The 25,303-nt window shown below is 46.0% G+C and carries 20 protein-coding genes, 1 tRNA gene and 2 pseudogenes; 5 read left to right on the top strand and 18 right to left on the bottom strand.

Annotated elements, in window-relative coordinates; genetic code table 11:
• Nucleotides 1-4: 4 nt before the first annotated feature.
• Both tgt and DWX57_RS04770 read right to left on the bottom strand, forming a co-directional pair.
• Nucleotides 5-1,138 (bottom strand): tRNA guanosine(34) transglycosylase Tgt, encoded by a 1,134-nt coding sequence (gene tgt / locus DWX57_RS04765; RefSeq protein WP_015533107.1) that lies wholly within the window; start codon nucleotides 1,136-1,138, stop codon nucleotides 5-7.
• 310 nt (nucleotides 1,139-1,448) lie between these two features.
• Nucleotides 1,449-3,095: a S1C family serine protease gene (locus DWX57_RS04770; protein ID WP_242992614.1), complete on the bottom strand. Its 1,647-nt coding sequence runs from the start codon at nucleotides 3,093-3,095 to the stop codon at nucleotides 1,449-1,451.
• A gap of 181 nt (nucleotides 3,096-3,276) precedes the next feature.
• Here DWX57_RS04770 and DWX57_RS04775 point away from each other — a divergent pair, with 181 nt between their 5' ends.
• Genes DWX57_RS04775 through DWX57_RS04790 form a run of 4 tightly spaced genes read left to right on the top strand, consistent with a single transcriptional unit; the run spans nucleotide 3,277 to nucleotide 6,358 of the window.
• Nucleotides 3,277-3,549: a hypothetical protein gene (locus DWX57_RS04775; protein ID WP_015533105.1), complete on the top strand. Its 273-nt coding sequence runs from the start codon at nucleotides 3,277-3,279 to the stop codon at nucleotides 3,547-3,549.
• Nucleotides 3,550-4,215, top strand: a complete 666-nt coding sequence (locus DWX57_RS04780) for an ATP-binding cassette domain-containing protein (protein WP_118018380.1) — start codon at nucleotides 3,550-3,552, stop codon at nucleotides 4,213-4,215.
• A 19-nt stretch (nucleotides 4,216-4,234) separates the two neighbouring features.
• Nucleotides 4,235-5,350: an ABC transporter permease gene (locus tag DWX57_RS04785; protein ID WP_120123121.1), complete on the top strand. Its 1,116-nt coding sequence runs from the start codon at nucleotides 4,235-4,237 to the stop codon at nucleotides 5,348-5,350.
• Between the two features lie 18 nt (nucleotides 5,351-5,368).
• Nucleotides 5,369-6,358, top strand: a complete 990-nt coding sequence (locus DWX57_RS04790; protein ID WP_118018384.1) for an ABC transporter permease — start codon at nucleotides 5,369-5,371, stop codon at nucleotides 6,356-6,358.
• On the opposite strand, the gene DWX57_RS04795 is transcribed toward DWX57_RS04790, so the two are convergent.
• From DWX57_RS04795 to DWX57_RS04845, 12 genes and pseudogenes are all read right to left on the bottom strand, one after another.
• The gene (locus tag DWX57_RS04795) at nucleotides 6,309-6,929 is read right to left on the bottom strand and encodes a YigZ family protein (RefSeq protein ID WP_120123122.1); all 621 of its coding nucleotides are present in this window, start codon (nucleotides 6,927-6,929) and stop codon (nucleotides 6,309-6,311) included. The two genes, DWX57_RS04790 and DWX57_RS04795, sit on opposite strands and share 50 nt — an antisense overlap.
• On the bottom strand, nucleotides 6,926-7,393 hold the full coding sequence (gene nrdR / locus DWX57_RS04800) for a transcriptional regulator NrdR (RefSeq protein ID WP_015533101.1): 468 nt from the start codon (nucleotides 7,391-7,393) through the stop codon (nucleotides 6,926-6,928). The genes DWX57_RS04795 and nrdR overlap by 4 nt, the downstream gene beginning before the upstream one ends.
• Before the next feature lie 100 nt (nucleotides 7,394-7,493).
• Nucleotides 7,494-8,279 carry an RnfABCDGE type electron transport complex subunit B gene (locus DWX57_RS04805; RefSeq protein ID WP_015533100.1) on the bottom strand — a complete coding sequence of 262 codons (786 nt, stop codon included), beginning with the start codon at nucleotides 8,277-8,279 and terminating at the stop codon, nucleotides 7,494-7,496.
• Between the two features lie 13 nt (nucleotides 8,280-8,292).
• On the bottom strand, nucleotides 8,293-8,865 hold the full coding sequence (locus tag DWX57_RS04810) for an electron transport complex protein RnfA (protein WP_015533099.1): 573 nt from the start codon (nucleotides 8,863-8,865) through the stop codon (nucleotides 8,293-8,295).
• Nucleotides 8,866-9,515: 650 nt separating this feature from the next.
• Nucleotides 9,516-10,157, bottom strand: a pseudogene (rsxE, locus tag DWX57_RS14685) (electron transport complex subunit RsxE); the annotation flags it as partial.
• Nucleotides 10,157-10,801: an RnfABCDGE type electron transport complex subunit G gene (locus DWX57_RS14690; RefSeq protein WP_308936786.1), complete on the bottom strand. Its 645-nt coding sequence runs from the start codon at nucleotides 10,799-10,801 to the stop codon at nucleotides 10,157-10,159. The pseudogene rsxE and the gene DWX57_RS14690, both read right to left, overlap by 1 nt.
• A 48-nt stretch (nucleotides 10,802-10,849) precedes the next feature.
• Nucleotides 10,850-11,782: pseudogene (locus DWX57_RS14695) on the bottom strand (RnfABCDGE type electron transport complex subunit D); the annotation flags it as partial.
• Nucleotides 11,783-11,794: 12 nt separating this feature from the next.
• A complete protein-coding gene (gene rsxC / locus DWX57_RS04825) occupies nucleotides 11,795-13,120 on the bottom strand; it encodes an electron transport complex subunit RsxC (RefSeq protein ID WP_015533097.1) in 1,326 nt (441 codons plus the stop codon).
• 219 nt (nucleotides 13,121-13,339) lie between these two features.
• Nucleotides 13,340-13,897: a Gx transporter family protein gene (locus DWX57_RS04830; RefSeq protein ID WP_120123124.1), complete on the bottom strand. Its 558-nt coding sequence runs from the start codon at nucleotides 13,895-13,897 to the stop codon at nucleotides 13,340-13,342.
• Nucleotides 13,887-14,255 (bottom strand): NusG domain II-containing protein, encoded by a 369-nt coding sequence (locus tag DWX57_RS04835; RefSeq protein ID WP_055224216.1) that lies wholly within the window; start codon nucleotides 14,253-14,255, stop codon nucleotides 13,887-13,889. The genes DWX57_RS04830 and DWX57_RS04835 overlap by 11 nt, the downstream gene beginning before the upstream one ends.
• 9 nt (nucleotides 14,256-14,264) lie before the next feature.
• Complete coding sequence (locus tag DWX57_RS04840; RefSeq protein WP_120123125.1) at nucleotides 14,265-15,314, bottom strand: FAD:protein FMN transferase; 1,050 nt, start codon at nucleotides 15,312-15,314, stop codon at nucleotides 14,265-14,267.
• Between the two features lie 18 nt (nucleotides 15,315-15,332).
• Nucleotides 15,333-17,129, bottom strand: coding sequence for a hypothetical protein (locus tag DWX57_RS04845; RefSeq protein WP_120123126.1), 1,797 nt, complete (start codon nucleotides 17,127-17,129; stop codon nucleotides 15,333-15,335).
• A gap of 238 nt (nucleotides 17,130-17,367) precedes the next feature.
• On the opposite strand from DWX57_RS04845, the gene DWX57_RS04850 reads away from it, so the two are divergent.
• Nucleotides 17,368-19,305, top strand: coding sequence for an ABC-F family ATP-binding cassette domain-containing protein (locus tag DWX57_RS04850; RefSeq protein ID WP_120123127.1), 1,938 nt, complete (start codon nucleotides 17,368-17,370; stop codon nucleotides 19,303-19,305).
• A gap of 218 nt (nucleotides 19,306-19,523) precedes the next feature.
• Here the strand turns inward: DWX57_RS04850 and DWX57_RS04855 are convergent, their stop codons facing one another.
• The 4 genes from DWX57_RS04855 to DWX57_RS04870 form a co-directional block, all read right to left on the bottom strand.
• Nucleotides 19,524-21,971: a hypothetical protein gene (locus tag DWX57_RS04855; protein ID WP_120123128.1), complete on the bottom strand. Its 2,448-nt coding sequence runs from the start codon at nucleotides 21,969-21,971 to the stop codon at nucleotides 19,524-19,526.
• Nucleotides 21,972-21,998: 27 nt separating this feature from the next.
• Entirely contained in the window at nucleotides 21,999-23,672 is a 1,674-nt protein-coding gene (locus DWX57_RS04860; RefSeq protein WP_120123129.1) for an ATP-binding protein, read from the bottom strand.
• A gap of 2 nt (nucleotides 23,673-23,674) precedes the next feature.
• A complete protein-coding gene (locus tag DWX57_RS04865) occupies nucleotides 23,675-24,787 on the bottom strand; it encodes a metallophosphoesterase family protein (protein ID WP_118757853.1) in 1,113 nt (370 codons plus the stop codon).
• 301 nt (nucleotides 24,788-25,088) lie between these two features.
• Nucleotides 25,089-25,159: transfer RNA gene (locus tag DWX57_RS04870), tRNA-Trp, on the bottom strand.
• Nucleotides 25,160-25,303 lie beyond the last annotated feature (144 nt).

Raw genomic sequence — 25,303 nt, forward strand, 5'->3', positions numbered from 1 at the left:
TTGATTACTCTTCTCCACCAGCAAGGCTCTCAAGCATCGATTTCTTATATGACTGATATCTTCCTTCTTCTATAGCCTCTCTGATGTCTTTCATCATATTATTATAAAAATACAAATTATGCAAGACGCAAAATCTCATACCGAGCATTTCATTTGCCTTGAGCAGGTGTCTGATGTACGCTCTGCTATAGTGCTGGCATGCAGGGCATCCGCAGCCCTCCTCTATAGGTCTGTCGTCTGTCTCAAATCTCGCATTCTTGAGATTCATCTTGCCATGCTTCGTGTACACATGGGCGTGTCGTCCATTTCTGGATGGATATACGCAATCGAAGAAATCAACACCTCTGTCTACCGCCTCAAGTATATTTGCAGGGGTTCCAACACCCATGAGGTATGTCGGTCTGTCCTCAGGCAGATACGGAACGGTCACATCAAGTATGTGATACATCTGCTCTGCTGTCTCTCCTACTGCAAGTCCTCCTATGGCATATCCCGGAAGATCAAGCTCGCTGATTCTCTTGGCGTGATCTATTCTGATATCCTCGTATATGGCACCCTGATTGATTCCAAACAATAGCTGATTCTTATTGATCGTATCCGGCAGACTGTTAAGTCTCTCCATCTCATTCTTACATCTGACAAGCCATCTGGCTGTTCTCGCAACAGAATTCTCCACGTACTGTCTGTCAGCCAGTGCAGGGGCACACTCGTCAAATGCCATGGCTATTGTAGATGCCAGATTCGACTGTATCTGCATGCTCTCCTCAGGTCCCATGAATATCTTGCGTCCATCGACATGGGAATTGAAGGTTACGCCCTCCTCCTTGATCTTCCTGAGTCCCGCCAGGGAGAATACCTGGAATCCGCCTGAATCAGTGAGTATCGGTCTGTCCCAGTACATAAACTTATGTAAACCGCCCATCTGCTTGACTATCTTATCCCCAGGTCTCACATGGAGATGATATGTATTTGACAGCTCGATCTGACATCCTATGTCCTTGAGATCCGTTGTTGCCACAGCTCCCTTTATGGCTGCTGCCGTTCCAACATTCATGAACAGAGGTGTCTGCACTGTTCCGTGAACAGTCTGAAATTCAGCTCTCTTTGCCCTTCCATCCTTACAAAGTATTTTGTACATTGTTATGTAAACCTTTCTTTTTCATTTTTCCGAATCTTACGCTATACTTAAGCGTACTCTTTATAATGCACCATTTAAAGTATATTTGCAAGCAAATTTACAATCCACAGGCATTTACCGCCGAACTTGACCGCATACCGGATGAATACGAGGACTTCCGATACAATGCAGGCAGATTACAATTTTGACAGCCACATATCTTACATACAAAACGGCACCTGTAATTTCACTTACAGGTGCCGTTATATCAATATATAGACTTTCAGTTCTGTTAGCTCCGTGCTAAATCACCACTGAATTATCTGACTTATCACTGCTTCTCCTTCAGCGTAGCTGTAGCAGTCTGCTTCTCGTAGTTACCATTGTTGTTTCTGTAGTATACGATAGTTACCTTATCGCCAGGATTGCAGGCCACGATCTTGTCGTGGAATGTCTCCATATCTGCTATGTCCTCACCGTCAAGGCTGCAAATGATATCTCCTGACTGGAGTCCACACTCCTCTGCTGCTGAACCCTGCTCAACTGATGAGATATATACACCCTCAGGCATGTTCAGGAGCTGTGCGTACTGGCTTGTGATGGTCTGGGCAGATATACCGAGGTAAGCCTGTCCTGATGTTGTTCCATCATTTGACACATTCTTGCCTGCTATCAGGTCATTGATTATATCCTGTACATCTGATATAGGAAGTGCATAGCCCATACCCTCAACGCTTGTATCTGAATACTTGGCTGTGTTGATACCGATCAGCTCGCCCTGCATGTTGACAAGGGCACCACCACTGTTACCAGGGTTGATGGCTGCATCTGTCTGAAGTACCTTTACTGTCTCATCTGAAGCACTTATCTCTCTGTTAAGTGCGCTTATATATCCAACTGTAACTGACTGTCCATATCCAAGTGCATTTCCGATTGCCACGCACGGATCACCCACTGCAAGATCATCCGATGAACCTACCTGAATCTCCTTTATCTCATTCAAAGTGTCATCCGATATGTCCGAAAGCTTAACTGTGACAACTGCTATATCATTGTTCTCAACGTATCCCTTTACCACCGCATCTGCACTCTTGTCATCGACAAATGTAACTGACAATGACTTAGCATTCTGTACCACATGATAATTAGTTGCAAGATACAGGTACTGGTCATCCTTGCCGATGATGATACCTGAACCGGCTCCTGTTGACTCCTGCTGATATGAATTGAACCAGTAATCATATGTTGTTACGTATGTTCCTGTGATCGATACGATGGAAGGCATAACCTTCTTGGCAACCGTTGACACATCGTACACTGTACTTGTCGTGTCTGATGATGCCTGCTTGAGCTGTGGTGCATTGTTCTCTGTTGAACCCTCAGCACTCTGCTCTGTTGTGGTCTGCGAATCTTTGCCGAGAAGCTTATCCGATCCATATCTGACCCCCTGGAATACAACGCCTGCCACAAGTCCGAATACAACAGCCGCTGCAACCACACTTGCTGCCTTCTTGCCAAATCCGCTCTTCCTGTTCTTTGGCTTCTTATCTTTTGCCTTCTTCTGTCTCATATTGTTATCTGAAGGCTTTCCTGTTCCCATATTGTTCATTGGATTGCCTGCCTGATTCTGATAACTCTGATTCATTCTCTGGCTGTCATACCATGCTTCCATGCCATTTACATTTCTCTGAAAACCTGAATATGAAGCGTTCTGTGTACCGACTGTTTGAGCATTCTGCGATGAACTCTGTGCGCCGGCAGTCTGAGCGTTCTGTGCTGAGCCATGTACACCGGCTGTCTGATTGTTCTGCGCTGACTGTGCGCCCTGAACATTCTGTGTCTGCTGTGAAGCATTTGTTGAAGGTCTGTCAAATCTTGAATCTCCTCTATTGTTCATATAGCTGTAATGATACAGACCATCCTGCTGTGGTGCCTGACCACTATTTCCATTCATCTGGTTCTTGTTTTCCTGTTCCATCTCTATCATCCTTTCGCATCTTTATTATCTTAATTCCTGTAATCGGTACCTTTCTCTTTCTTACAGTTGTTACTATACGCAGTAAATGTGTCATATTTGTGTCTTTATTGTTTTAATTCTGTGCACAAATGTTATATACTAGTCAGGTACGATCTCAAATAACCCTTATGGAGGATAATATATGTTTAGAGTATGGGGAAAACTTATAAAAGATAACCACCTCATGAAGGATACCGTGATATGCATATCCGACTACGAGATGACGCGTACCCACAAGGTATACAAGGCCCTTGAGGATATGTGCTACGAGTTTGACCTGGCAAAGCCGGTGTGGCTTAAGAAGAATAAGGATGAGTTTATCCACCACGCCAGAACCAGATTCACAGCGGATAACTTTGTGGAGGATATAGATTTTGACTACCTTGATTTTCAGGTAATAGAGGAGGAATACTAGATGTTTTCTGTCTCTTCAGTGAGCAAAAGCTACGGCAAAAATAAAATTCTGACATATGTGTCACTGTCCGTATCCCCGGGTGAATGCATCGCCCTGCTGGGAATCAACGGATCGGGTAAATCCACCCTGCTGGGAATACTATCAGGAAACATAAAGCCAGACTCAGGGTACTTCGGTTTCGACTGTCAGGCAAATGCTGCTCTGCTCCCACAGGACAATCCACTCATACCGGAACTCACAGCCATTGACAACATCAGACTGTGGCACCCCGGAAGCAGGAAAACAATCATGAACTCCCACAATATGAGCATATGTCAGTCTCTCGGTGTGGATTCATTTCTGGACAAACGTGTCTCAAAGCTCTCCGGTGGAATGAAGAAGAGGCTAAGCCTTGCCATCACGATGATGTCTGACCCGGATCTGCTTCTTCTCGATGAACCTCTGGCCTCGCTTGATCTTCTATGCAAGAACGGGATACTGAGCTATCTCCAGAATTACATATCACATGGAGGAAGTGTCATCATCGCCACACATGAGACATCTGCGCTGGATATATGCAACAAGATATACACACTGAAAAATGGACACATCCAACTGGCCATAGACAGAAATATCTCACCCGGATACACCTCACCTGAAACCTACATCAATCTGATCAGATCATAGCTTTATCTAAAGGAGTTTTATGTTTTACCGACTTATACGAACTGATTTGAAAAGAATAGCTCATTATGGAATATACATGGTAGTCGCAGCATTTGTCATGATGACGGTTTTCCTGTGTCTTGCGTTAAACGCGAACTCTTTTATCTACTCTGATGACCGCTCCGAACCACTTTCAATCGGAATCGTGATGAGTGCAGATTCAAAATTCGCACAGATGGCATACAACACGATATCTGATATGGACAGCTATCGCTCATCATGTGTATTCACAGAATTTTCAGACAAGGATACAGCCCTTTCAAGGCTCTCTGACGGAGACCTGTTCGCTGTGATCTACGTCCCTGACAATATCATAAGCGACATCATGGACGGAACGAACACACCTGTCGAGGTATACTATTCTGACAACCAGTCCATCGATACATTTGTGCTGAATGACCTCTTCCGCTCCACCTCCTCCATGCTCGGCATATCCCAGGCGGCCATATATTCGGTTCAGGCGATAGGAAGGAACATGGAGCTTCCCGAGGATATTCAGGACACGCTCAGCAACGATGTAAATGCCATGTTCATGACGAATGTTCTTGACAGGACTGCCAACTTCACCGTCGACAAGATAAATGCAACCAGAGCAGCAAATACCACCGACTTCTACATAAGTGCGGCGGTCCTTCTCATGATGATGCTGTGCAGCGTTGTTTTCTTCCCATTCCTGCTCGACCTCCCAGCCTCTTACATAACAAAGCTCAGGTCACAGGGAATTGGCAAAGTCAGACGCAATGTCAGCAATTTCATATCCATGTTCATATGGCTGTATATCCTTTATATAACTGTATACATGGCTCTCGCCCTGGCATCACTGTTTATCGATGAATTGCATGTAAATATCCACATGAACGGGATACTGTTCGGAATCGTCATAGCTACATGTGTCGCGGTATATACGCTGCTAATAAGTCTGGTTCCCGCAGGGATACACGGCTGCACACTGCTTCTCACTGTGGTCACTGTCATACTGGCCTATGTGAGCGGCTTATTCATACCGGAAGCCATGCTTCCAAACTTTGCAAAGGATATATGCCATGGATCGCTGCTCAATAAGCTTGTGCAGACACTGTGCATATATTTATCATAAATTTACGGAGATACATCTATGAACCATATAAGACAGATAAACTTACTTATAAAGAGAATACTGTGCCGTCCCGCCATGATCGTCGTTCTGCTGGTCATCCCCGCTGTGCTGATCGCTGTGAGCCTTCTGCCAGCCAGAAAGCAAAGCACCGAGATCGTGTCCGGCGTGTATATTGAAAGTTCTGACGAACACACGGATGCTTTCCTGTCGTATCTCACATCGACATCCACGGGATTTACCTTCAGGCACTATGAATCCCTGAAAGACATGAAGGATGATGTAGCATCCGGCAGGATCGACTCCGCGTACATGGTTCCTGATGGTTTCAGTGAATCAATGATCCACTCTGACGGGAAGCGCCACATAACCGTGTATACAACCGATGGAAGCTCATTCCAGTCTGTGTCCGAAGAATCCGTGTATGCCGCCCTCCTGTATGCATATGCGGCAGACATGTCTGTATGTATGCTCCAGGATCGTTATCTGGCAAATGTCCCATACGACGAGACCCAGGTGTCAGAATACATCAGTGATAGATTTAAGGGATATATCGAAAATGAGGACATTTTCACCATCGAGAGCGGACTCACCGGAAAATACACGGCATCAACAGATATTGCGCCAAACAATTTTCCTGTGGAAATATTGGTTTACATAACTTTGTTCGTATGTTCTCTCCTGGGACTTCAGAACTATCTCCGGGATCTGGACTGTGGGGCTTACTCTATCCTCTCCTCCAGAAAAAAAGCCGGATTCTGTGTAAAAAATATAGCAGCGGGAATTATTCCCGCTGCCATTATCAGCTTTATATCCTTGATCATATATTCCGGCACCAATGGCTGTCTCAATGTCCTGCTGCATATCGCCGCAGTGTCAGTCATCAGCCTTGCTGCTGCACTCATATTCAGAGTGATATTCAGGCGCTATAAGATATTTACTATAGCTCTGCCATTCATCATCATCTGTACTCTTCTCCTGAGTCTTCTATCAATGCTCTCGCAGATGTAGACTCTGTGATCTGCTTTACCAGACATCCATAGCTGTCAGCCGGCACCGCCACATTGAAGCACACATCTGCAGTGTAATCCGTACTGTCTATCAGTGCATCACTGTTGCTGAGAAGATATTGTACCTTACCCGAATCGTTGTAGTTCGTGGTTATCTTCACCAGCTTCATAAGCTGCATCTTATGTATACCCGCATCAGACAGTGCAAGCTTGGCTGCCTCGGTGTATGCTCTCACAAGACCACCTGTTCCGAGCAGTGTTCCACCAAAATACCTTGTGACCACTATACATATATTAACCACCGCATTCCCCATGATAACCTCCAAGATGGGTTTTCCAGCCGTTCCCTGCGGTTCTCCGTCATCAGAGAATCTTAGCAATGTATTCTCGCTGCCTATGGCAAATGCATAGCAGTTGTGCCTTGCATCATAGTGCTGCTTCCTGATCTTCTCGACAAAGGCATATGCCTCTTCCTCCGAGGACACAGGGACTGCATAGCCGATGAATCGTGATTTCTTCTCGACTATCTCGTCCTGCCCCTCCTGTAATATCGTGTTGTATGTCTCTATCATCGCTTCTCCGAATTGCTAGTGAGCAGCTTGCCCAGCTCATCCATAAATGTATTCACATCCTTGAACTCTCTGTACACTGATGCAAATCTTACATAGGCTACCTGATCAAGATCCTTGATCTTATCCATGACTATCTCACCTATGGTCGTGCTCTCTATCTCTCTCACTTCCATGTTGAAGATGGTGTTCTCTATGTCATCTATGCACTTTGTGACTGCTTCCGCTGAAACCGGACGCTTATGGCATGACTTTATGACACCTGACTCTATCTTGGAACGGTCATAAGTCTCTCTGTTCTTGTCCTTCTTGATGACTATGAGAGGTATGGTCTCCACCTTCTCATATGTGGTAAATCTCTTACCACAGGCGTCACACTGTCTTCTTCTTCTGATCGCACTTCCATCCTCCGCTGGTCTGGAATCGATAACCTTTGTATCATCTGCTGAGCAAAATGGGCATCTCATATAATTTTCTCCTTACGATATTATAGTGCAGACGCATTAGAGGCGCTCCGCGCGGCGTCCGCGTCATCGCAAGAAATCTCCCACCTTCGGAGGGACCTTCTTACGATATTATCTTTACTGGGCACTTGGCCTTACATGCACCACAATTTGTACACTTCTCCGGATCTATGTGAGCAAGGTTTCTGTCTATCGTGATGGCTCCAGCCTCACAGTTCCTTGCACACAGTGTACATCCGATACATCCTGCGCTACAGGCTGCCTTGACCTGAAGACCCTTGTCATGGGAATTACATCTGACAAGTCTCTCTGCATCATATGGAACCAGCTCTATCAAGTGTCTCGGGCACTCTGTGACACATTTGCCGCATGCCTTACACTTCTCCTTATTAATTACCGCAATTCCATCTATAATGTCAATAGCCCCGAACTCACATACTGCCTTACATGAGCCATAACCTGTACATCCATATGTACATGCCTTAGGACCGCTGTTTGGATTGTTCTGTGCCAGCTTACAGTCCCTTGGTCCAACATACTCGTATACATCCTTCGCCTTCTCGCAGTCTCCTGCACACTTGACAAATGCCACATACCTTGTATTTTCAGCGTTTTCCACGCCCATGACCTCACTGATCTTCGCTGCCACTGCCTCGCCTCCAACAGGACACGCTGATGGCGGCATCTCACCTTTGGCGATGGCCGCTGCCAGTCCGTCACATCCCGGATAACCACATCCACCGCAGTTATTTCCCGGAAGGAGCTCTCTTACTGCTATTTCTTTCTCATCTACTTCTACCTTAAATTTCTCTCCTGCGACACCCAGAAGGATACCTATCACAATACCTACGCCTGCGACGACTGCCACAGCTATCAATATTCCTGTCATATCCGCACCCTCCTTATATCAATCCTGAGAAACCGAAGAACGCGATTGCCATAAGACCTGATGTGATGAGAACTATAGGGGTTCCCTTGAACGCCTCAGGTATAGGGCTGTGCTCAAGTCTCTCTCTGATTCCTGCAAGTATCACTATGGCTATAGTAAATCCGACTGCAGAGCCACATCCGTTGATGGTACTCTCAAGTATACCGTAACCGCTCTGTACATTTGAGAGAGCGATACCAAGCACGGCACAGTTGGTCGTGATCAGTGGAAGGTAAACTCCAAGTGATTCATACAATGACTTGACCTTCTTCTTGAGGAACATCTCAACAAACTGTACAAGTGCTGCGATCACAAGGATGAACACTATGGTGTTGAGGTACTCAAGTCCGAATCTTCTCAGTATGCCGTAATACACAACGCTGGTGACAAATGAAGCTATGGTCATGACGAACACAACCGCTGCTCCCATTCCGGTTGCTGTGTTGACACTCTTGGACACTCCAAGGAAAGGACACAGTCCGAGGAACTGGCTGAGGATAACATTATTTACAAGTGCCGCTCCGATGGCTAACAATAAAATATTCATTATCTCTTACCTCCCTTTCCTTTTTTCTTCTTTATATGAGCCATTGTCTCCTTGAGCTTTATGTCGGAATCTGCTGGCTCGTTCTCTGCAGAGTGTTCTGGCTGCTCTGCCTCCGTCGGCTGATCCGTTGATGGCTGCTCTGCTGCCACTTTGTCTGCTACTTCCTGATCTGCTGTTGGCTGCTCTGTTGACTTCTCATTCTGGAGATTGTCCTGACTGTCTGACTGAGTCTCTGTAACAGTCTGCTGCTCCTCATCTGGCGTCTTTTCCTGCTGAACTTCCTCAGCATGCTCCTTAAGCATCTTTCCTGTCGCATTCGGAACAAGCTTTATGTCGGCGAGGACTGACTCTCTGGTCGGTGCATATGGGCTGAGTCTTGGCTCATCCTTCTTCGCCTCATCTGGCTTGTCAGCCTCTGGCGCTGTATTCTTTGCTGCATCCTTATCTGCCGCTGAAGGTGTCTCTTCCTGCTTCTTAACCTGTTTTGCATCCGCTGAAGGTTTCGCCGGAGCCTCTGCTGCCTTTACAGGAGCCGGAGTCTCTGAAACCAGCTTGCCACAACATGCTGCATTGATACAGCCTGCACATGAGTCCGGTCTGCATGCTGCCGGGATCTCCTCTCCATTTGCCAGTGCCTCAGCTGCCTTCTTTGCATTTCTCTTGTTGATAAATGCTATGATGAATGCAAGCACGAAGAATGCACCAGGTGCAAGTACGAATATTGTTATAGGTGTGTACAGGCTGAGTGCATTGCCTATACCCTTTATAATTCCCGATGAGTTCTGAAGTAAGTTGCCATCTCCAAGTATCTGGAATCCAAATACACAGCCCTTTCCGACAAGCTCTCTGAACATTCCTATAAGTGTAAGGCCAACTGTAAATCCAAGGCCCATTCCAAGTCCATCAAATATAGATGGAAGTACCTTGTTCTTGGAAGCATATGCCTCGGCACGACCAAGGATGATACAGTTTACAACTATAAGTGGTATATACAGTCCAAGGCTGCTGTTGAGTGATGGCAGGTACGCCTGCAGCAGAAACTGTATGATAGTAACAAACGAAGCTATGATAACTATAAATGATGGTATTCTGACCTTATCAGGTATAACCTTTCTGAGTGCTGAGATCATGAAGTTGCTGAGCACCAGGATACATGTGGTCGTAAGTCCCATTCCTGCGCCATTGATGGCTGATGATGTAACCGCAAGTGTCGGACACATTCCAAGCATCTGTACGAAGGTCGGGTTCTCTTTCACAATACCATTATATAAACGCTCTGTACATTTTCCCATTACTTGTCACCTCCGTTCGACGCTGCAGATGAATCAGCAGCACCGCCATTTATGGACTTCACATACTCAAGTCCCGCATTCACCGCATTGGTAACCGCATTTGTTGTGATGGTAGCTCCTGACAGGGCATCTATCTCCTCGTCCACTGTGGCACCTGACTTGGTGTACTGGAACTTGTCGACCTTCTTTCCTGCAAACTGTGACTTGAAGCTGTCTGTGTCAGCCTCCATACCAAGTCCTGCAGTCTCTGAGAGTGACAGGAATGAAATTCCATTTGTCGTTCCATCCGCTCTGACTCCCATGGCAAGCTGAAGGTCTCCACTATACGCCTCATGTGATGTGACAGTCACAACATATCCAAGTGCTGAACCATCGCTGCCCTTTGCTTCCACGATCTCATCTATATCTGCGTTATATCCGGCATCTGACAGGATCTTTGCAGCCGCATCGGCATCAAAGTCAGCATAGCTGTCAAACGAATCCGCATCATCGAATACCGCCTTATATGCCTCTTCCTTTGCTTTCTGCTCTGTAACTGCTATAGGATCCTTTGTGATCTTATATACATAAGCCAGTGCAAATCCTGCTATGACTGTGATTATCATGATTGCTATAGTTGCTATAACAATCGACTTTGTATCCATCTTGGACTTTGTTCCGGCTGTGTCACCCTGGGCTGCAAGCTCTGCGCCCTCTCCGAAGCTCTTCGGCTGTGTCCATCTCTCAATGAGTGGCACAAGCAGGTTGGAGAATATGATCGCATATGATACGCCCTCTGCTGATCCTCCGTATATTCTGAAACAGAATGTGAGTATACCAAGTATCACACCGAACAAGGCCTTACCCGCAGGTGTGATAGGTGATGTAACATAGTCAGTTGCCATAAAGAATGCTCCAAGCATCAGACCACCACCGCACAGGTGTGCTGCGAGGAATGTAAGATCAAAACCTCTACCCGATGCAACCGCATATATCATAATGAGCACCGCAAATGTTCCTATATATGTAAATGGAATAACCGGCTTTATAACTCTTCTGATCAGAAGATAAGCCGCACCAACAAGTAAACATACAACTGATGTCTCACCTATGGTTCCCGGTATATTTCCAAGAAACATATTGAGTACATTGACATTTGCCAGATCCCCTGTGTTCTTGAGCACTGCAAGAGGTGTAGCAGTTGTCACACCATCATACGAGAATGATGTCATTCTTCCTGCAAATGATATGAGAAGGAAACATCTTGCGCCCAGCGCCGGATTCATGAAGTTGAATCCCAGTCCTCCAAAGAGCTGTTTAACTATTATAATGGCAAATGCACTTCCGAGTATCGCCATCCACACCGGTACATCCGGTGAGAGGTTCAGTGCAAGAAGAAGTCCTGTTACAACTGCACTGAGATCGCTTATGGTTACTTTTCTGTTCATCATCTTCTGGTACAGCCACTCAAACAGCACGCATGAGACCACGCATGTGAGTATAAGTATCATAGCGTTCAGCTCGAAGTTGATGATTCCAAATACGGTTGCCGGAAGCAAAGCAATGATCACATCCAGCATAATGCTCTGTGTACTTCGTTTATCTCTGACATGTGGAGATGACGAAATCTTAAATGTATTATCCAATGTGTACACCTCCTACTTCTTTTTATTCGCAATGATGGATTTTCTTGTTCCCGCAATGGTCTGTGTCAGATGTCTCTTCGCCGGACACACATACGAACAGCATCCACACTCACAACACTCCATTCCGTTGTGAGCCAGGAATCCCTCTGTATCCCCATGCTCAGCCAGTGAAGCAAGCATCGAAGGAACAATACGTCCCGGACACACATCAACACAGCGTCCGCATCTGATACAGTTGCTCGGTTCAAGGTCTGCCACCTCGTCATGTGTCATACACAGCAGTGCCGACACTCCCTTGGTTGCAGGAACATCCAATGAGAAAAGTGCCTTTCCCATCATAGGACCGCCTGAGATCACCTTCTCAGGAACCACACCATCCTTAAATCCACCCGCAGCCTCTATAAGCTCCTGACAGTTTGTTCCTATCCTCACCATAAGATTGCATGGATTCTCTATGGCATCACCTGTTATGGTGACTATCCTTGTGTAGAGTGGTCTTCCCTCTATAACTGCCTCATATATGGACACGATGGTATCAACATTGTGAACTATACATCCAGCATCCGCTGGAAGCATCTTGGAGTTGACATATCTTCCAGTGTTAGCATATATGAGCTGACGCTCGGCACCCTGAGGGTACTTGGTCTTCATCACATGGACTTCGATCTTGTCATTGTCCTTTACCTTATCCCTGAGAAGTTCTATTGCCTCTGGCTTATTATCCTCTATGGCTATGATTCCCTTTGCATGATCAAACAGATTGATACATATCTCAAGTCCCAGTATCAGCTTGTCCGGTTCCTCCATCATCCTTCTGTAATCCGAAGTAAGATATGGCTCACACTCTGCACCATTTACTATTATGTAGTCGATCGCATCCTCGTTCTTCGGGGACAGCTTGACATTTGCAGGGAAACCGGCGCCGCCCATTCCTACTATTCCGGCCTCCTTGATGATCTCCTTCACATCCTCTCTATACAGAGTGGACAGATCTTTTACATTTGCTGCAAAGTCGATCTCCTCAAACAGGCCATCATTCTCTACAACTATTGATTCAACCTTTGATCCACCAGGCACATATCTCGGCTCGATTGCCTTGACCTTTCCCGATATGGATGAATGTATATTTGCTGACACGAAGCCACTGGTCTCCGCAATCTTCTGACCAACCAGGACTCTGTCGCCCTTCTTCACTATAGGTGTGGCCGGTGCCCCTATATGCTGACTCAGCGGGTACACGCAGTCACCTTTTGGAAGGTATTCTCTGACAGGCTTTTCCATTGACAATTCTTTGCCTTCATATGGATGAATTCCGCCCAGAAATGTTAACAAACCCATGTTCTACCTCTTTTCCTTATATATTTTTATTAAAAAAATCTCCCTATATAATAACGCTTTAAGCCCTCAAAAACAACCTAAATGGGGATATATTATCATTTTAAAATATGGAAATTCTTCTGCTTATCCGCATAAAAAACGATCACATATAAGATATAGACACTTATGTCTTTTCTGTATCTTACATGTGATCATTTATAAATTCATTCGGATATCATTCTAATATTCTATGGACGGAAGCTTTCTGACAAGCACAGCCCCCGCCAGGCCTATGCACACACCGGCTATAGTTCCCGATATGCACAGCACCGGCATATACAACATGATATTGCCACTCTTCATGAGAAGTGCTGCCATTGCTATTTGCCCTGCGTTGTGGCTCACTCCGCCTAGTATGCTCGTTCCAAGGAGACCAAACAGATCCTTTTTCCTGCAAAGCGTCATGACCAGAAGTGACAACACCGCTCCCGCCATGCTGTATACCATAACCGTCATATTGCCAAACAACAGCGATGACAGCGCCACTCTCACCAGTGACACTATCCACGCATCTGATATCCTCAGCCTGTACATGACAACTATGGTGACCATATTTGCAAGTCCCAGCTTGATTCCCGGAACAGCTATATTCACCGGGATCATGGATTCAAGATAGGAAAATACCATGGCTATGGCCACGAACATACCTGTGTATGTGATCCTTTTTGTACTCCAGCCATGCATTCTATCCACCGCCGTCTCTGAACTTTTCTGATCATTTTTATCCCTACTGCACATCTATATCTCTTTCCCTGCCACCTTGTATCTCTATGACAAGCTTGTGCGGAAGACAGGTTATAGTCTCTCCTCTCCTGCTCTTCCAGCCCATATTCACGCACACCTTATCCGGGCAGTCCGCATCACCGACACTGATCTTCCCAGATTCAACCACAACAGTGTTGCTGCCCCTGTCCGTGTTGAACTCATAGGTATCGTCGACTGTCATGTCTATGGTCTGCACCAGTTTGTCATCTATATACACATCCGCGGTATTGCCCGTCGGAAGCACAAGCCGCATGACAAGCCAGCATATAATTCCCGCTACTAAAAGGACTACACACAATATCAGATCTTTTTTTCTAAACCATCCTGCCATATCTTCACATCACTCTGCCAATTTATAGTCTTCTGCCGTTATGGTGAATCGGTCCTTCAGGCCTTCACTGACATACACATTCTTATCCTCATCTATGATGACGGCCTCCGCACCATACTCCTGAATGGTCTTCATAGCCTTATCCTTATCCATCAGCATACACAGTGTGGACAAGGCGTCACTGGTCAGTCCGTTATCACACACTACCGTGGCCGCTATAGTGCCATTCCATGCCGGATATCCTGTCCGGGGATCAAGTATGTGGTGGTATCTCCTGCCATCCTGCTCAAAATACTTTTCATAATCTCCCGATGTGGATACAAATGCCGTCTCCCCATCGCCAAAGCTTATGACACCCATGGTCGTTTCCTCTCCGGCTCTCGGATTCTTGACACCGACCTTCCAGGCTGTACCATCAGGCTTGCTTCCGTACACAACTATACTTCCGCCCAGGGCCACACATGCACCGGCCGCATCAGTACCCTTGAGATACTCTGCTGCCATGTCGCAGCCATATCCCTTGCCGACTGCTCCCAGATCAAGCATCATACCAGGCTCTGATATCCTTAACGTATCGCCATCCACACTTACCTTTGACACATCCACCAGCCTCAGTGCACTGTCTATATCCGCCTGTGATGGAATCTCTGTCCTGCCATCTTCTATCCCCCACACATCCGCCAAAGGCCGTATGGTGATATCCAGCAGATCGTCATGAGCCCTCGATATGTCAAGCGTCTGCTTCAGCACACCCGCAAACTCACTGCTCACCGTGATATCCTCATCAGGCTTATATGTGGTGTTCACCCTGTATATCTCAGAGTCCGCTGAGCGCCATGACAGCACATCCTTGTCCAGGCTGTCTATGAGCTTCAGCATCCCGTCTATATTCTCACTGCCATGGCTTCCATACACTGTAAATGACGCAGCCGTTCCCATGGTGATCGTGTTCCTTGTATATTCACTTTCACCTGACCGTCTCACGCCTGATATGATGACCATAGCAATCACAGCCACCATGACAACCACTACGGCTGCTATCCTGTACCATTTCTTCATGGTCTGCCTACCTCTGTGTTATTTCAGATATTCATCGTGAACCTGTTCTCTCAGCGAATATCTGAAGGATTTCTCGTACTCCACATTCTCATTGATGCTGTGGTTTACCTCCTCGAAGAAGCTCTGGTTGATGATATCCATGGAGTAGAATATCGGGTAGTTACTGTTCTTCTCCCACATCATAACTCCACCATCCACGGATTCCTTACCGTACTCCTTCTCGTAGCGCTTCTTGCAGTCTCCACTGCACAGATATACATGACACAAACCGTTGAGGGTCTTCTTCAGCATATCCGTTCTGAGTATATATCCATCACAGTCTATCGCCCAGTCCGGTATCTCATCCGGCTTCACTATGACTATGATCGGCATATATCTGTCAGGGCTCTCAACAATCGCATTCAGCTTGTCATAGCTGATCTCCTCAGGGCTTGATCCCTCCTCCATGACTATCCCGGCGTCTACAAAGCCAACCTGATTGAACATATCCTTCATGAACTTTGGCCTGCTGTATCTTCTCTCCTTGACGTTGATGGTCTCACATATGTTCTCCACATTCACATCATATATATCCCCGGCACTCACCATATCCACTGTCACATGCCATATAGCACCAGCCTCTGAATTGCTTATGTGCTGGAAATCCATATGAAACTCACCGGCCTCATATGTTATATATACCTTATATCCTATGGTGGAATAATCCACACTCGTGAGTTCCTCGGGCATCTGTGGGAACACCATACTGATGTGCTCTCTGACCCATTTGTATATGATCTCACACGCCTTGTCATAACCCGCCGCAGGTATTCCTACCCTGTGGCTGTACACAACATTCGGAACCATAGGCTTTATCTCAGTCTTCACCTCTGGTCTGACCGCTGGAACGAACTGCTCCTTGTCAAGCAGCCTTGATATATACTCGTTGTGGACTATCTCCTTGTTGATCAGATAAATAACTCTGTCAGGAGTCAGCTCCTTGTGATACTTCTTGTTGAGCAGTATCTCAACCAGTTCGCGCTTGCTCACAGTGTGGAACTGCGCCACGATGTCCGGATTGTTGTCCAGATATTCCCTGAGCTCAGGCTTAAGCGGATCCTGCGTGATCCTGAGCCTGTATTTGCTTCTTATGGCATTCTCCCAGTTCTTCTCCTTGTACTGTGAGTCGTGAATACTGTTGAAAATCTGCATGATAGACCAGTCGCACAGCTCCAGATTGGCTATGATACTGTTCATGACTCTGGACAGATCCTCATGTCCAGTCCACAGATCGGTCTCCTTGGAATCAGAACCCAGCTTATACTTATATCTCATCTCATGCTCTATCTCATGCCAACCCTCGAAGAGCACCGTCCTGAGCTGTACCTCAAATGTCTGGTCAAATGGCTTGTTCCACACACTTGCAGGTATGTTTCGCAGATATTTGCTCGGTATCCTGAACACACCGTTACATTTCTGTGCCTCAAATTTGTTCTCCTCATTCTTCGTCTTGGACCAATTGTCCAGAAGAAACGTCTCCTCAAGTATCTTCTCACATATATCCATGTCCTCCAGATAGAACAGGTTGATTCGTATACCTATGATATCCTGAATCTTTCTTCCACCTTCCTGCATGGAGTATTTACCAGTCTCCAGCTTGTGCAGAAGTGACGATTCTGACTTGATTCTCGATGTACTGTTAAAATATATTCCCGCATTGTTCAGCTTCGTGACAAGAGTGTTGAGCAGACTCATCTTCACATTGTTGATCTCCTCTATCTCCTGTTCCTGAAGAAGCTTCTCGTCACTATTATAGTCATAGATGCTATAATCCATTCCATCATTCCTTTTCTGTAATTATATATCAATCCGCCCTGCGGCGTCTTTCCTATATCCACGTATATCTTTATCTAGTATATCACAATAATTGTGTATTTTGCTTAAAATAATATGAACATTTTATAAAAAACAGTGCAATTCCACCCTTATAGTATAAAATCCACTCCATTTTCTTGCGAAAGTAAAGGCTTGTATATATAATTAAAAGGCTAGAACACAAATGAGAGGTTAAATTATGATTTTAGACTGTCAGAACATCTGCAAAGCATTTGGCACAGATGTTATATTGGACAATATTTCTTTTCATCTTGAGGAAAAGGAGAAAATGGCTATAGTCGGCATAAACGGCGCCGGCAAGACCACTCTTCTCAAGATAATAATGGGTGAGGAAAGTGCTGACTCCGGTCAGGTCATAGTGTCAAAGGACAGGACCATCGGTTATCTGTCCCAGTATCAGGAGAGCAATTACAACACCACTGTCCGCGGAGTCATGATGGATGCACTAAAGCCTATCCTTGAGCTTCAGGACAGGATGCGCGAACTTGAACACACTATGGCTGAGCAGTCCGGTGAGGAGCTTGAGAAATCTTTGGAGCTCTACAACCGCTACACCCACGAATTCGAATATAAGAACGGCTATAGCTGTGAGAGCGAGGCAAATGGAGTTCTCAAAGGACTAGGTTTCTCCAAGGAGGATTATGACCGCCACACGGACTCTCTGTCCGGTGGCCAGAGGACAAGACTTGCACTCGGCAGACTCCTCATGGTGAAGCCGGATATCATCATCCTCGATGAGCCGACAAACCATCTGGACATGGAATCCATCTCATGGCTTGAGGGCTTCCTGTCATCCTACCAGGGAAGCGTCATCATCGTCTCCCACGACCGTTATTTCCTCGACAAGATCGTGACCAAGATAGTCGAGCTCGACAATGGCCACAGCCAGGTATACAATGGCAACTACACCTACTTTGCACAAAAGCGTGCAGAGATCCGTGAGAACATGATGAAGGCATATCTCAACCAGCAACAGGAGATCAAGCATCAGGAGGAGGTCATCACGAAGCTCAAGCAGTTCAACCGTGAGAAGTCCATCAAACGTGCAGAGAGCCGTGAGAAGATGCTCTCACGTATAGAACGTCTCGACAAGCCAACCGAGGTTGCATCCGAGATGAGGATCACTCTTGAGCCAAATGTCTTAAGCGGCGAGGATGTTCTTACGATCGAAGGACTCTCCAAATCATTTGGCGACAATAATCTGTTCTCAGGAATAGATATGGATATCAAACGTGGCGAACACGTCGCCCTGATAGGTGGAAATGGAACCGGAAAGACAACCATACTGAAGATGATCAACAGGCTTGTATCCAAAGATGCCGGAGCTATCATACTTGGATCACGCGTCAAGATCGGTTACTACGATCAGGAACATCAGGTACTCACGATGTCCAACACCATATTCGACGAGATAAGCGACGCCTACCCTGATCTGTCCAACACCAGAATCCGTAATGTCCTTGCGGCATTCCTCTTCACAGGTGAGGACGTGTTCAAGAGGATACAGGATCTGTCAGGTGGCGAGCGTGGACGTGTGTCCCTTGCCAAACTGATGCTCTCTTCCGCCAACTTTCTTATTCTGGATGAGCCGACGAACCACTTGGATATCACATCAAAAGAGATCCTGGAGAATGCCATAAGGAACTACACCGGCACTGTCCTGTATGTATCTCACGACAGATACTTCATCAACCAGACGGCCACAAGGATCATCGAGTTAAGGGACAAACAGCTCACAAGCTATATAGGCAATTACGATTACTACGAGACCCACCGAACGTATTCCACAGATTCAGGAAGTCCATTCACTCCAATAAGCGGAGTCTCTGACGCACCGGCCCAGACCTCTCCCGCTGTCTCACAGGCCAAGCTCTCATGGCAGGAAAGCAAAGCTGAAGCGGCAAGGCAGCGCAAGAAGGCAAATGACCTGAAAAAGCTTGAGGCATCCATCGAGGAACTTGAGAACAGGATCGCAGAGATCGATGAACAGTTTCTTCTTCCTGAGAACGCCACAAATGTCGGTCTGCTGAACGACCTCACAAAGCAGAGGAACGAAGCCGACACAGAACTCAACGAGCTCTACACAAAATGGGAGGAACTGTCCGAGGAGGACTGATGGCGGGATCGCTCATGTCAAACCTGCAGGCTTAACTATATCAACAAATACAAAAAACACCATATACGACTACAGCAAAGAGGATCCATATAAGGTATCCACTCACCGTATTCATATATGGTGTTTTCTTTGTTATCATGCACAGTCTCCTGTACATCTATTGTTCATACATGTCTCATGCACAGTTCCCTGTACATTTATGTCAATCTCTCTACATTCTAATGTCTCACATGAATTATCTTCATGGCATACTGTCCCGACAGATCATATGCAGAATTGCTTATATAGACCTGATCGCTGCTGCCCATTCCACCCTGAATGATCCAGTATTCAGGCATATTTCCGCTGTTAGAACCCCAGTCATGCACATATGCCTCACATGCCGAAGCCGGAACTCCAAGCTTTCTCAGATACTGCTTAAGTGCAATCGCTGAAGAGAACTTTCCAAAATAGATTCCGACATGGGTCGGCTCTCCATTCGTATAGTAGACAACTATATCACCAGGCAGGAGCGCATCGTATGAGAAGTCCTCCCTGTCCGCTGTGAGCTCGTAATCCGTCACCTCACCCCAGCTTCCATTCTGCGCCAGAATCGCCTTGGCAATGACCTTGCGGAGTGCCCAGTCTGAGCATATATTTGATGAACTGATCACGAATCCGCCATTTGCAAAGTCTGTGTACTTGACTGACATATCACTTCCCGGAGTGCTGCTGCCTGCGTATCTAAGCGCATTTGCCACAAATACATTGCAGTAGATTCCTGTCTTGCCCAGATATTCATTGACAACCCTCTTCATCCATTCATCAAAATCCCAGCTTATCGAATCTGTCTTGAAGCATCTTCCCCAACTGTCAAATTCATACTCCACATCACCCACTACTATCTTCGTGAGTTTACTGCAGCGTCCATTTGCATCGCTGAAATAATACACCTTCTTGTTGTTGATCTTGGCGTTCTTAAGACCCTCAGACTTGTCGTTGAGTAGCTTGCCACTTCTGTACTCGGAATATCCTGTACTCTCGTCATAATACACATATTCAGTTACAGTTCCCTCATCGCCTACATAAGCCGCACTGTAATCACTAATCGTCTGCCAGCCCTTTGTTCTGACAGCCTTACCTGTTTTACCAAAGTAACTGCAGTTGTCCTGCAGTCTCACCACAGAATTCTTCTTTACTATCCATCTGTTATTCGAGAATACTCTGTACGTGTCTGCATATCCCGATACAGTATGTGTCGATCTGTAATATATCGCATCAGATATTCCCGTGCTGTCCGTGTGGAGCACAACATGTCCAAATGAAGGTATCCACGCATTCACCGCAGCCGTCCAGCCGCCCTCGCTCGCCACCTTCTGACATCTGTATCTTATGCCGTCCACCTGTACAAAATAGGTTGCCTCTCCGTTTCTTATGTAATACTTCTTATCCCTTGAGATCTCATACCACTTCGTGACGTTGCTCTTCGCACCGTTCACAAAGTAATAATATCTTCTGTTTACCTCGTATACACCGGTTGCCGTACTGGTCCATTTCCCCGACGAATACTGGTACAGTCTTCCCGACTGCATCCGCCTTACTGCCTTGCCGTCCACCGCAAAATAATACACGCAGTTTCCTGATGTGATCCAGGTCGATCTCACCGCAGCGCCGTCACTTCCAAAGTAATAATAGTCTTCTCCAAACTGCTTCACCACGTTCTTGACCGGAATACCCGCTTCGTAGTAGTACACTCTGGAATTTTCTGTTCTGAGTCCCTTGTACGCATTTCCATTCTTGTCAAACAGGACTTTTATATTATTTACCATGACAGCCTTATTCTTGACGGTGATCCTGACTGTTCCATTATAGCTGTAGAAATAATTGCCGTGATAAGCGCTCACAACATGCCCATCAAAAAGCTGGATATACTTCACATCATTTCCAGACATGCTTCCGGATATATCCGCGTCAACAAGCTCCCCTGCCGGTGAACTGCTGCCATATTTGTACCAGCCATCCCCCACAACAGCCTTGCCACTCACAAAGTAATCACAGTACCCGGATCTTGTGAACAGTCCTGTCGCCGGACTGCCCTCGGTATAATACACTCCATTGTAATATCCTGTCAGAGCTACAGAATAGTCCCTGGCAAATGTAAACTTTTTGAGCTCTATGGTATTGCCGCTCTTAACACTCATGTTGACATATCTGCTTGAAGAATTATAATTCGCTGACTTCAGCATCTCAAAGCTGGTGTCTGTGTAGCTTCCGTTATACTGCACATTTGCATCGCTGTCATCCGCTGCGACAAGATAAAACTTGGAGTTATATCTTATCAGTGCATATGTGATAAGCGTATCACTGTCCTCACCTGAACCAATGAAGTAACTCTCGCCCTCCGCAAAGCTGAGTCTGAACATGCCATCGGTGGAGTTCGTAAACACATACGTACTGCTGTTCATCTTAAGTGCTGTTTTCTCCACCACGCTGGTAGGCGTCGCCACCCCCGGAGCCTCCGTATCCGCATATACAGATGCAGCCACATCCCCTGCAGTCTCCGCTTTGGCCGTCATGTTCCCCACACACGCCATCTCCGTCAGCAGAACAAATGCCACAGCGATGAGCAGAGCAAGAAATCTTACGTTATTCGACTTATACAATCCCTTCCTTATTGTCCTCAACATACTTCCTCCTGAGTATTTATTATGTATCTATAGTACACGATTTTGGCTGCATGTGAAATACAATATCTGATATTTTTCCGATATCTTCTCCACAAATTTCTTCGCCCCCACCATATTTCTGTCATCAAGATTGACAAATGGATCATCCATTATGAGCATCGGCTTTTCATCCTGATACATGCTGTCCACTATTGCAACTCTTACACACACTCCGAGGATATCCGCCAGTCCCGAGCTCAAGGTCTGAGAATCCCTGTACATTCCCTGCTCTCTGTACCTGATTGTCATATCCGGGGCCGCCTGTACATTTCCTGCATGCTCTCCTGTAACGCACTCATAATACCTGTCAAATGCCTCCATGACTGGCACCGAATGTCCCACTGCAAATGTATCCCTGGCCTCCCCCAGCAGCTCGTACGCCTTTACGTTGAGCTCGTATCTGTGCAGATCGTCTTCCAAAGCCTTTTTCTTATCCGCCAACGATGCCTTCACAGCAGCTATCTCCTGTCTTCGAAGCTTGAGCTCCGCCAGTTCCCTGGCATACTCGCCAAGTCTCATGTTTTCTGCCATATAGACCGACATCTCCTCATCCATATCGGATTCGTCATCGGCTGTATATATATCATCTGATCCGTCCGATCTGGTATCATCAGCGGCATCCCCCGGCTCTTCCACCTTATTCTTCCTGTGCCTGATCTTTTCATTTATCCCGCGTATAATGTAGTAGATTCCGAGTACACAAAACATACCTGCACATACAACAAATATAATCATAGCCATATCGTCAGGTTCTTCTATTCCAAGCATAAATTTCCACATTCCCAGAGATAAAAGTGCTGCGATCAACTCACAAAATCCTGTCATGATATATTTACTGCCACGTTTTTTATTATTTACGCTACTTCCAATGCTTTCTAGTTTTTCTGCATTATCTGCCTCTGGCTTCGCTGATTCCGGCTTCAACGGTTCATGCTTTACAACGGCTTTCTGTCTCTGCCGCCTCATCCGGTTCTGATTCTGCATTTCTATCTCACGGATATTTTTATTCAGCTCATTTATACTTCTGTCTATTCCATCAAGCTCCCTGACCTGCTCACGCATCCCATCAAGCTCATATTTTCTCCTGTACAGTTCCCCTGTCCGCTTGGTTGGCGACTGCCTGTTTATAACATTCTTCAGTATCTGTCTGGCATTCTCATAATTGCTTATATCATCCGTGCTGTCAGCGATATTACCAAGCTTAGCACTTATCCCATCCGTCGCCCAGGTCCGGCAGTCATCCTGCCCTATGTACATACTTCTCACAAATGACGCAGAATCCACATGAAACAGCTCCTCCCCAAGCTTATCCGTGAACATTCCTGTTACAGCATGAGTCGCCTCGTCGTATATCACGCATTTGTCATCGCTCTTCTTCGCGCCAAATGTCCTCTGAACCCTGTAGTTTCTGCCCCTGCTCTCAAATACCAGTTCTCCGCCATAGGCAGCCCCCGACCACGGGCGATATCTTTTTCTTTCATTCTCAATGTCATTTCTCTTCGTCTCACCGTCGAAGCCATACAGCATGACCCGGATAAAAGCAGCAAGAGTCGACTTACCCCAGCCATTATCCTGGACAAATGTATTTATCCCATCCTCGAACTGGACTTCCATGTTATTCAATTTGCCAAATCCATCTATATAACAAGATATCAATCTCATACTTAAAATATCTCCTCGCCCGCAAGAGCCCTGAGTCCTGTCTGGATCACATATGCCTTGTCATTTTCACTCATATCCTGCCCCATGACCTTCCTCACGAATTCGCCCTTGAGGGACGCATCATTCATATACCTCGTGTAATCCACCTGAAAATCCGTGTGATCCAAGATCTCCATATAGTAGAACGAATCCTGAAACTGCTTAGTCAGATAATCCGTGTTTATCTCGCTCTCAACATTTACCACGCCTGTGAGGGATACCCTCACCATGTCCCTGGACTCATCTTCCATGGTCCCCGGCAGTTCCTGATATAGTCTGTCTGCGATCATGTCCGCCGCATCAGAGCTTGACTCTGCCCCTGTCACGTCCACTTCCACATCGAACAGCCTTCTATAGGCAAATGACACAAATTCGGTCTCAACCGTATGCCTCCTCTCATCCACATCAAGCACCATAAAGCCGTGCTCACCACACTCGTCAAAGCCCCTGCCCTCCAGACATCCCGGATAGCAGTAGAATCCCCTGTGATCAAGGCTTTCCAGCTTTCTTCCGTGCACATGTCCCAGTGCCAGATAATCTATGCCTCTTCCCCTGAGTTTCTTCAGGCATACATCATTCATGTTGCGAGCCCTGCCATATTCCTGCTCCTGTCCGTGGAGTGTGACAATATTTATATCGTTCTCATACAGTTCGAGTTCATCATATATGCTGTTGCAGTTTTCGTCATTCAGCACAGTGCCCGCGATCACTATACGTGATCCCTTAAGCTGATACTGCGTCCACTCATCTCCGAATAAATACAGATTCTCTGGGAGTCTCCGCCCCGCAAATAAGCTTTCATCCGGGTCATGATTTCCCCTCAGATAGAACACATCTATGTCAGCATACTTCGCTATCTCCCCCAGAACAACATTTATCGTCGTGGCAGACACTGTCTCTGAATCAAAGAGATCCCCCGCTATTATTACCGCCTGCACGTCATTCTCTGCAGCATACCCGAATATTTTCCTGAATGTGTTAAGTATCTCATTTCTTCTGCCTCTGGCTCTTTCTCTTCCAAGATGTGCACTCATGGCTGAATCAAGATGGATATCCGCACAGTGTATTATTCTCATAGTTCCTCAACCTCAGTCATCTCTATTCTTTTTCTATATTAACATAATACGTAAAAATTTGCTCATAAAGAATAAAATCCACGGCATATGCCGCGGACCCTGTCTACATCATATCATATACCTCCTGTCTGATACACATGTGTTTTCTCTCTGTATTCAACAGTAGAAAACTGTCTCTTAAGTTCATACATGAAGTATATTGCTCCTTGATTTTCGTTCCGTAATTATTACGGATTTTGTTTTTTCACAAACAAAAAACGCCAGAAGCCTTGTAAAATCAAGGTTTCTGACGCCTATCAAGCAGGGGATGAGAGAATCGAACTCCCACCAAAAGTTTTGGAGACTCCTATCATACCATTTGACCAATCCCCTATATACAGAAAAAATTTAACACCTGCTGCAGCGTTAAATTTTCCCGGTACTTTTTTATTCTGTACCTTCAGAATTTCACACAGAAAGAGGTATCTTCTAAAGCTTATCTCTTATAAACCTCTAAGGATAAGTCCTCGACCTATT

The organism is Coprococcus sp. AF19-8AC, assembly GCF_003603115.1.
Lineage (GTDB): Bacteria > Bacillota > Clostridia > Lachnospirales > Lachnospiraceae > Coprococcus > Coprococcus aceti.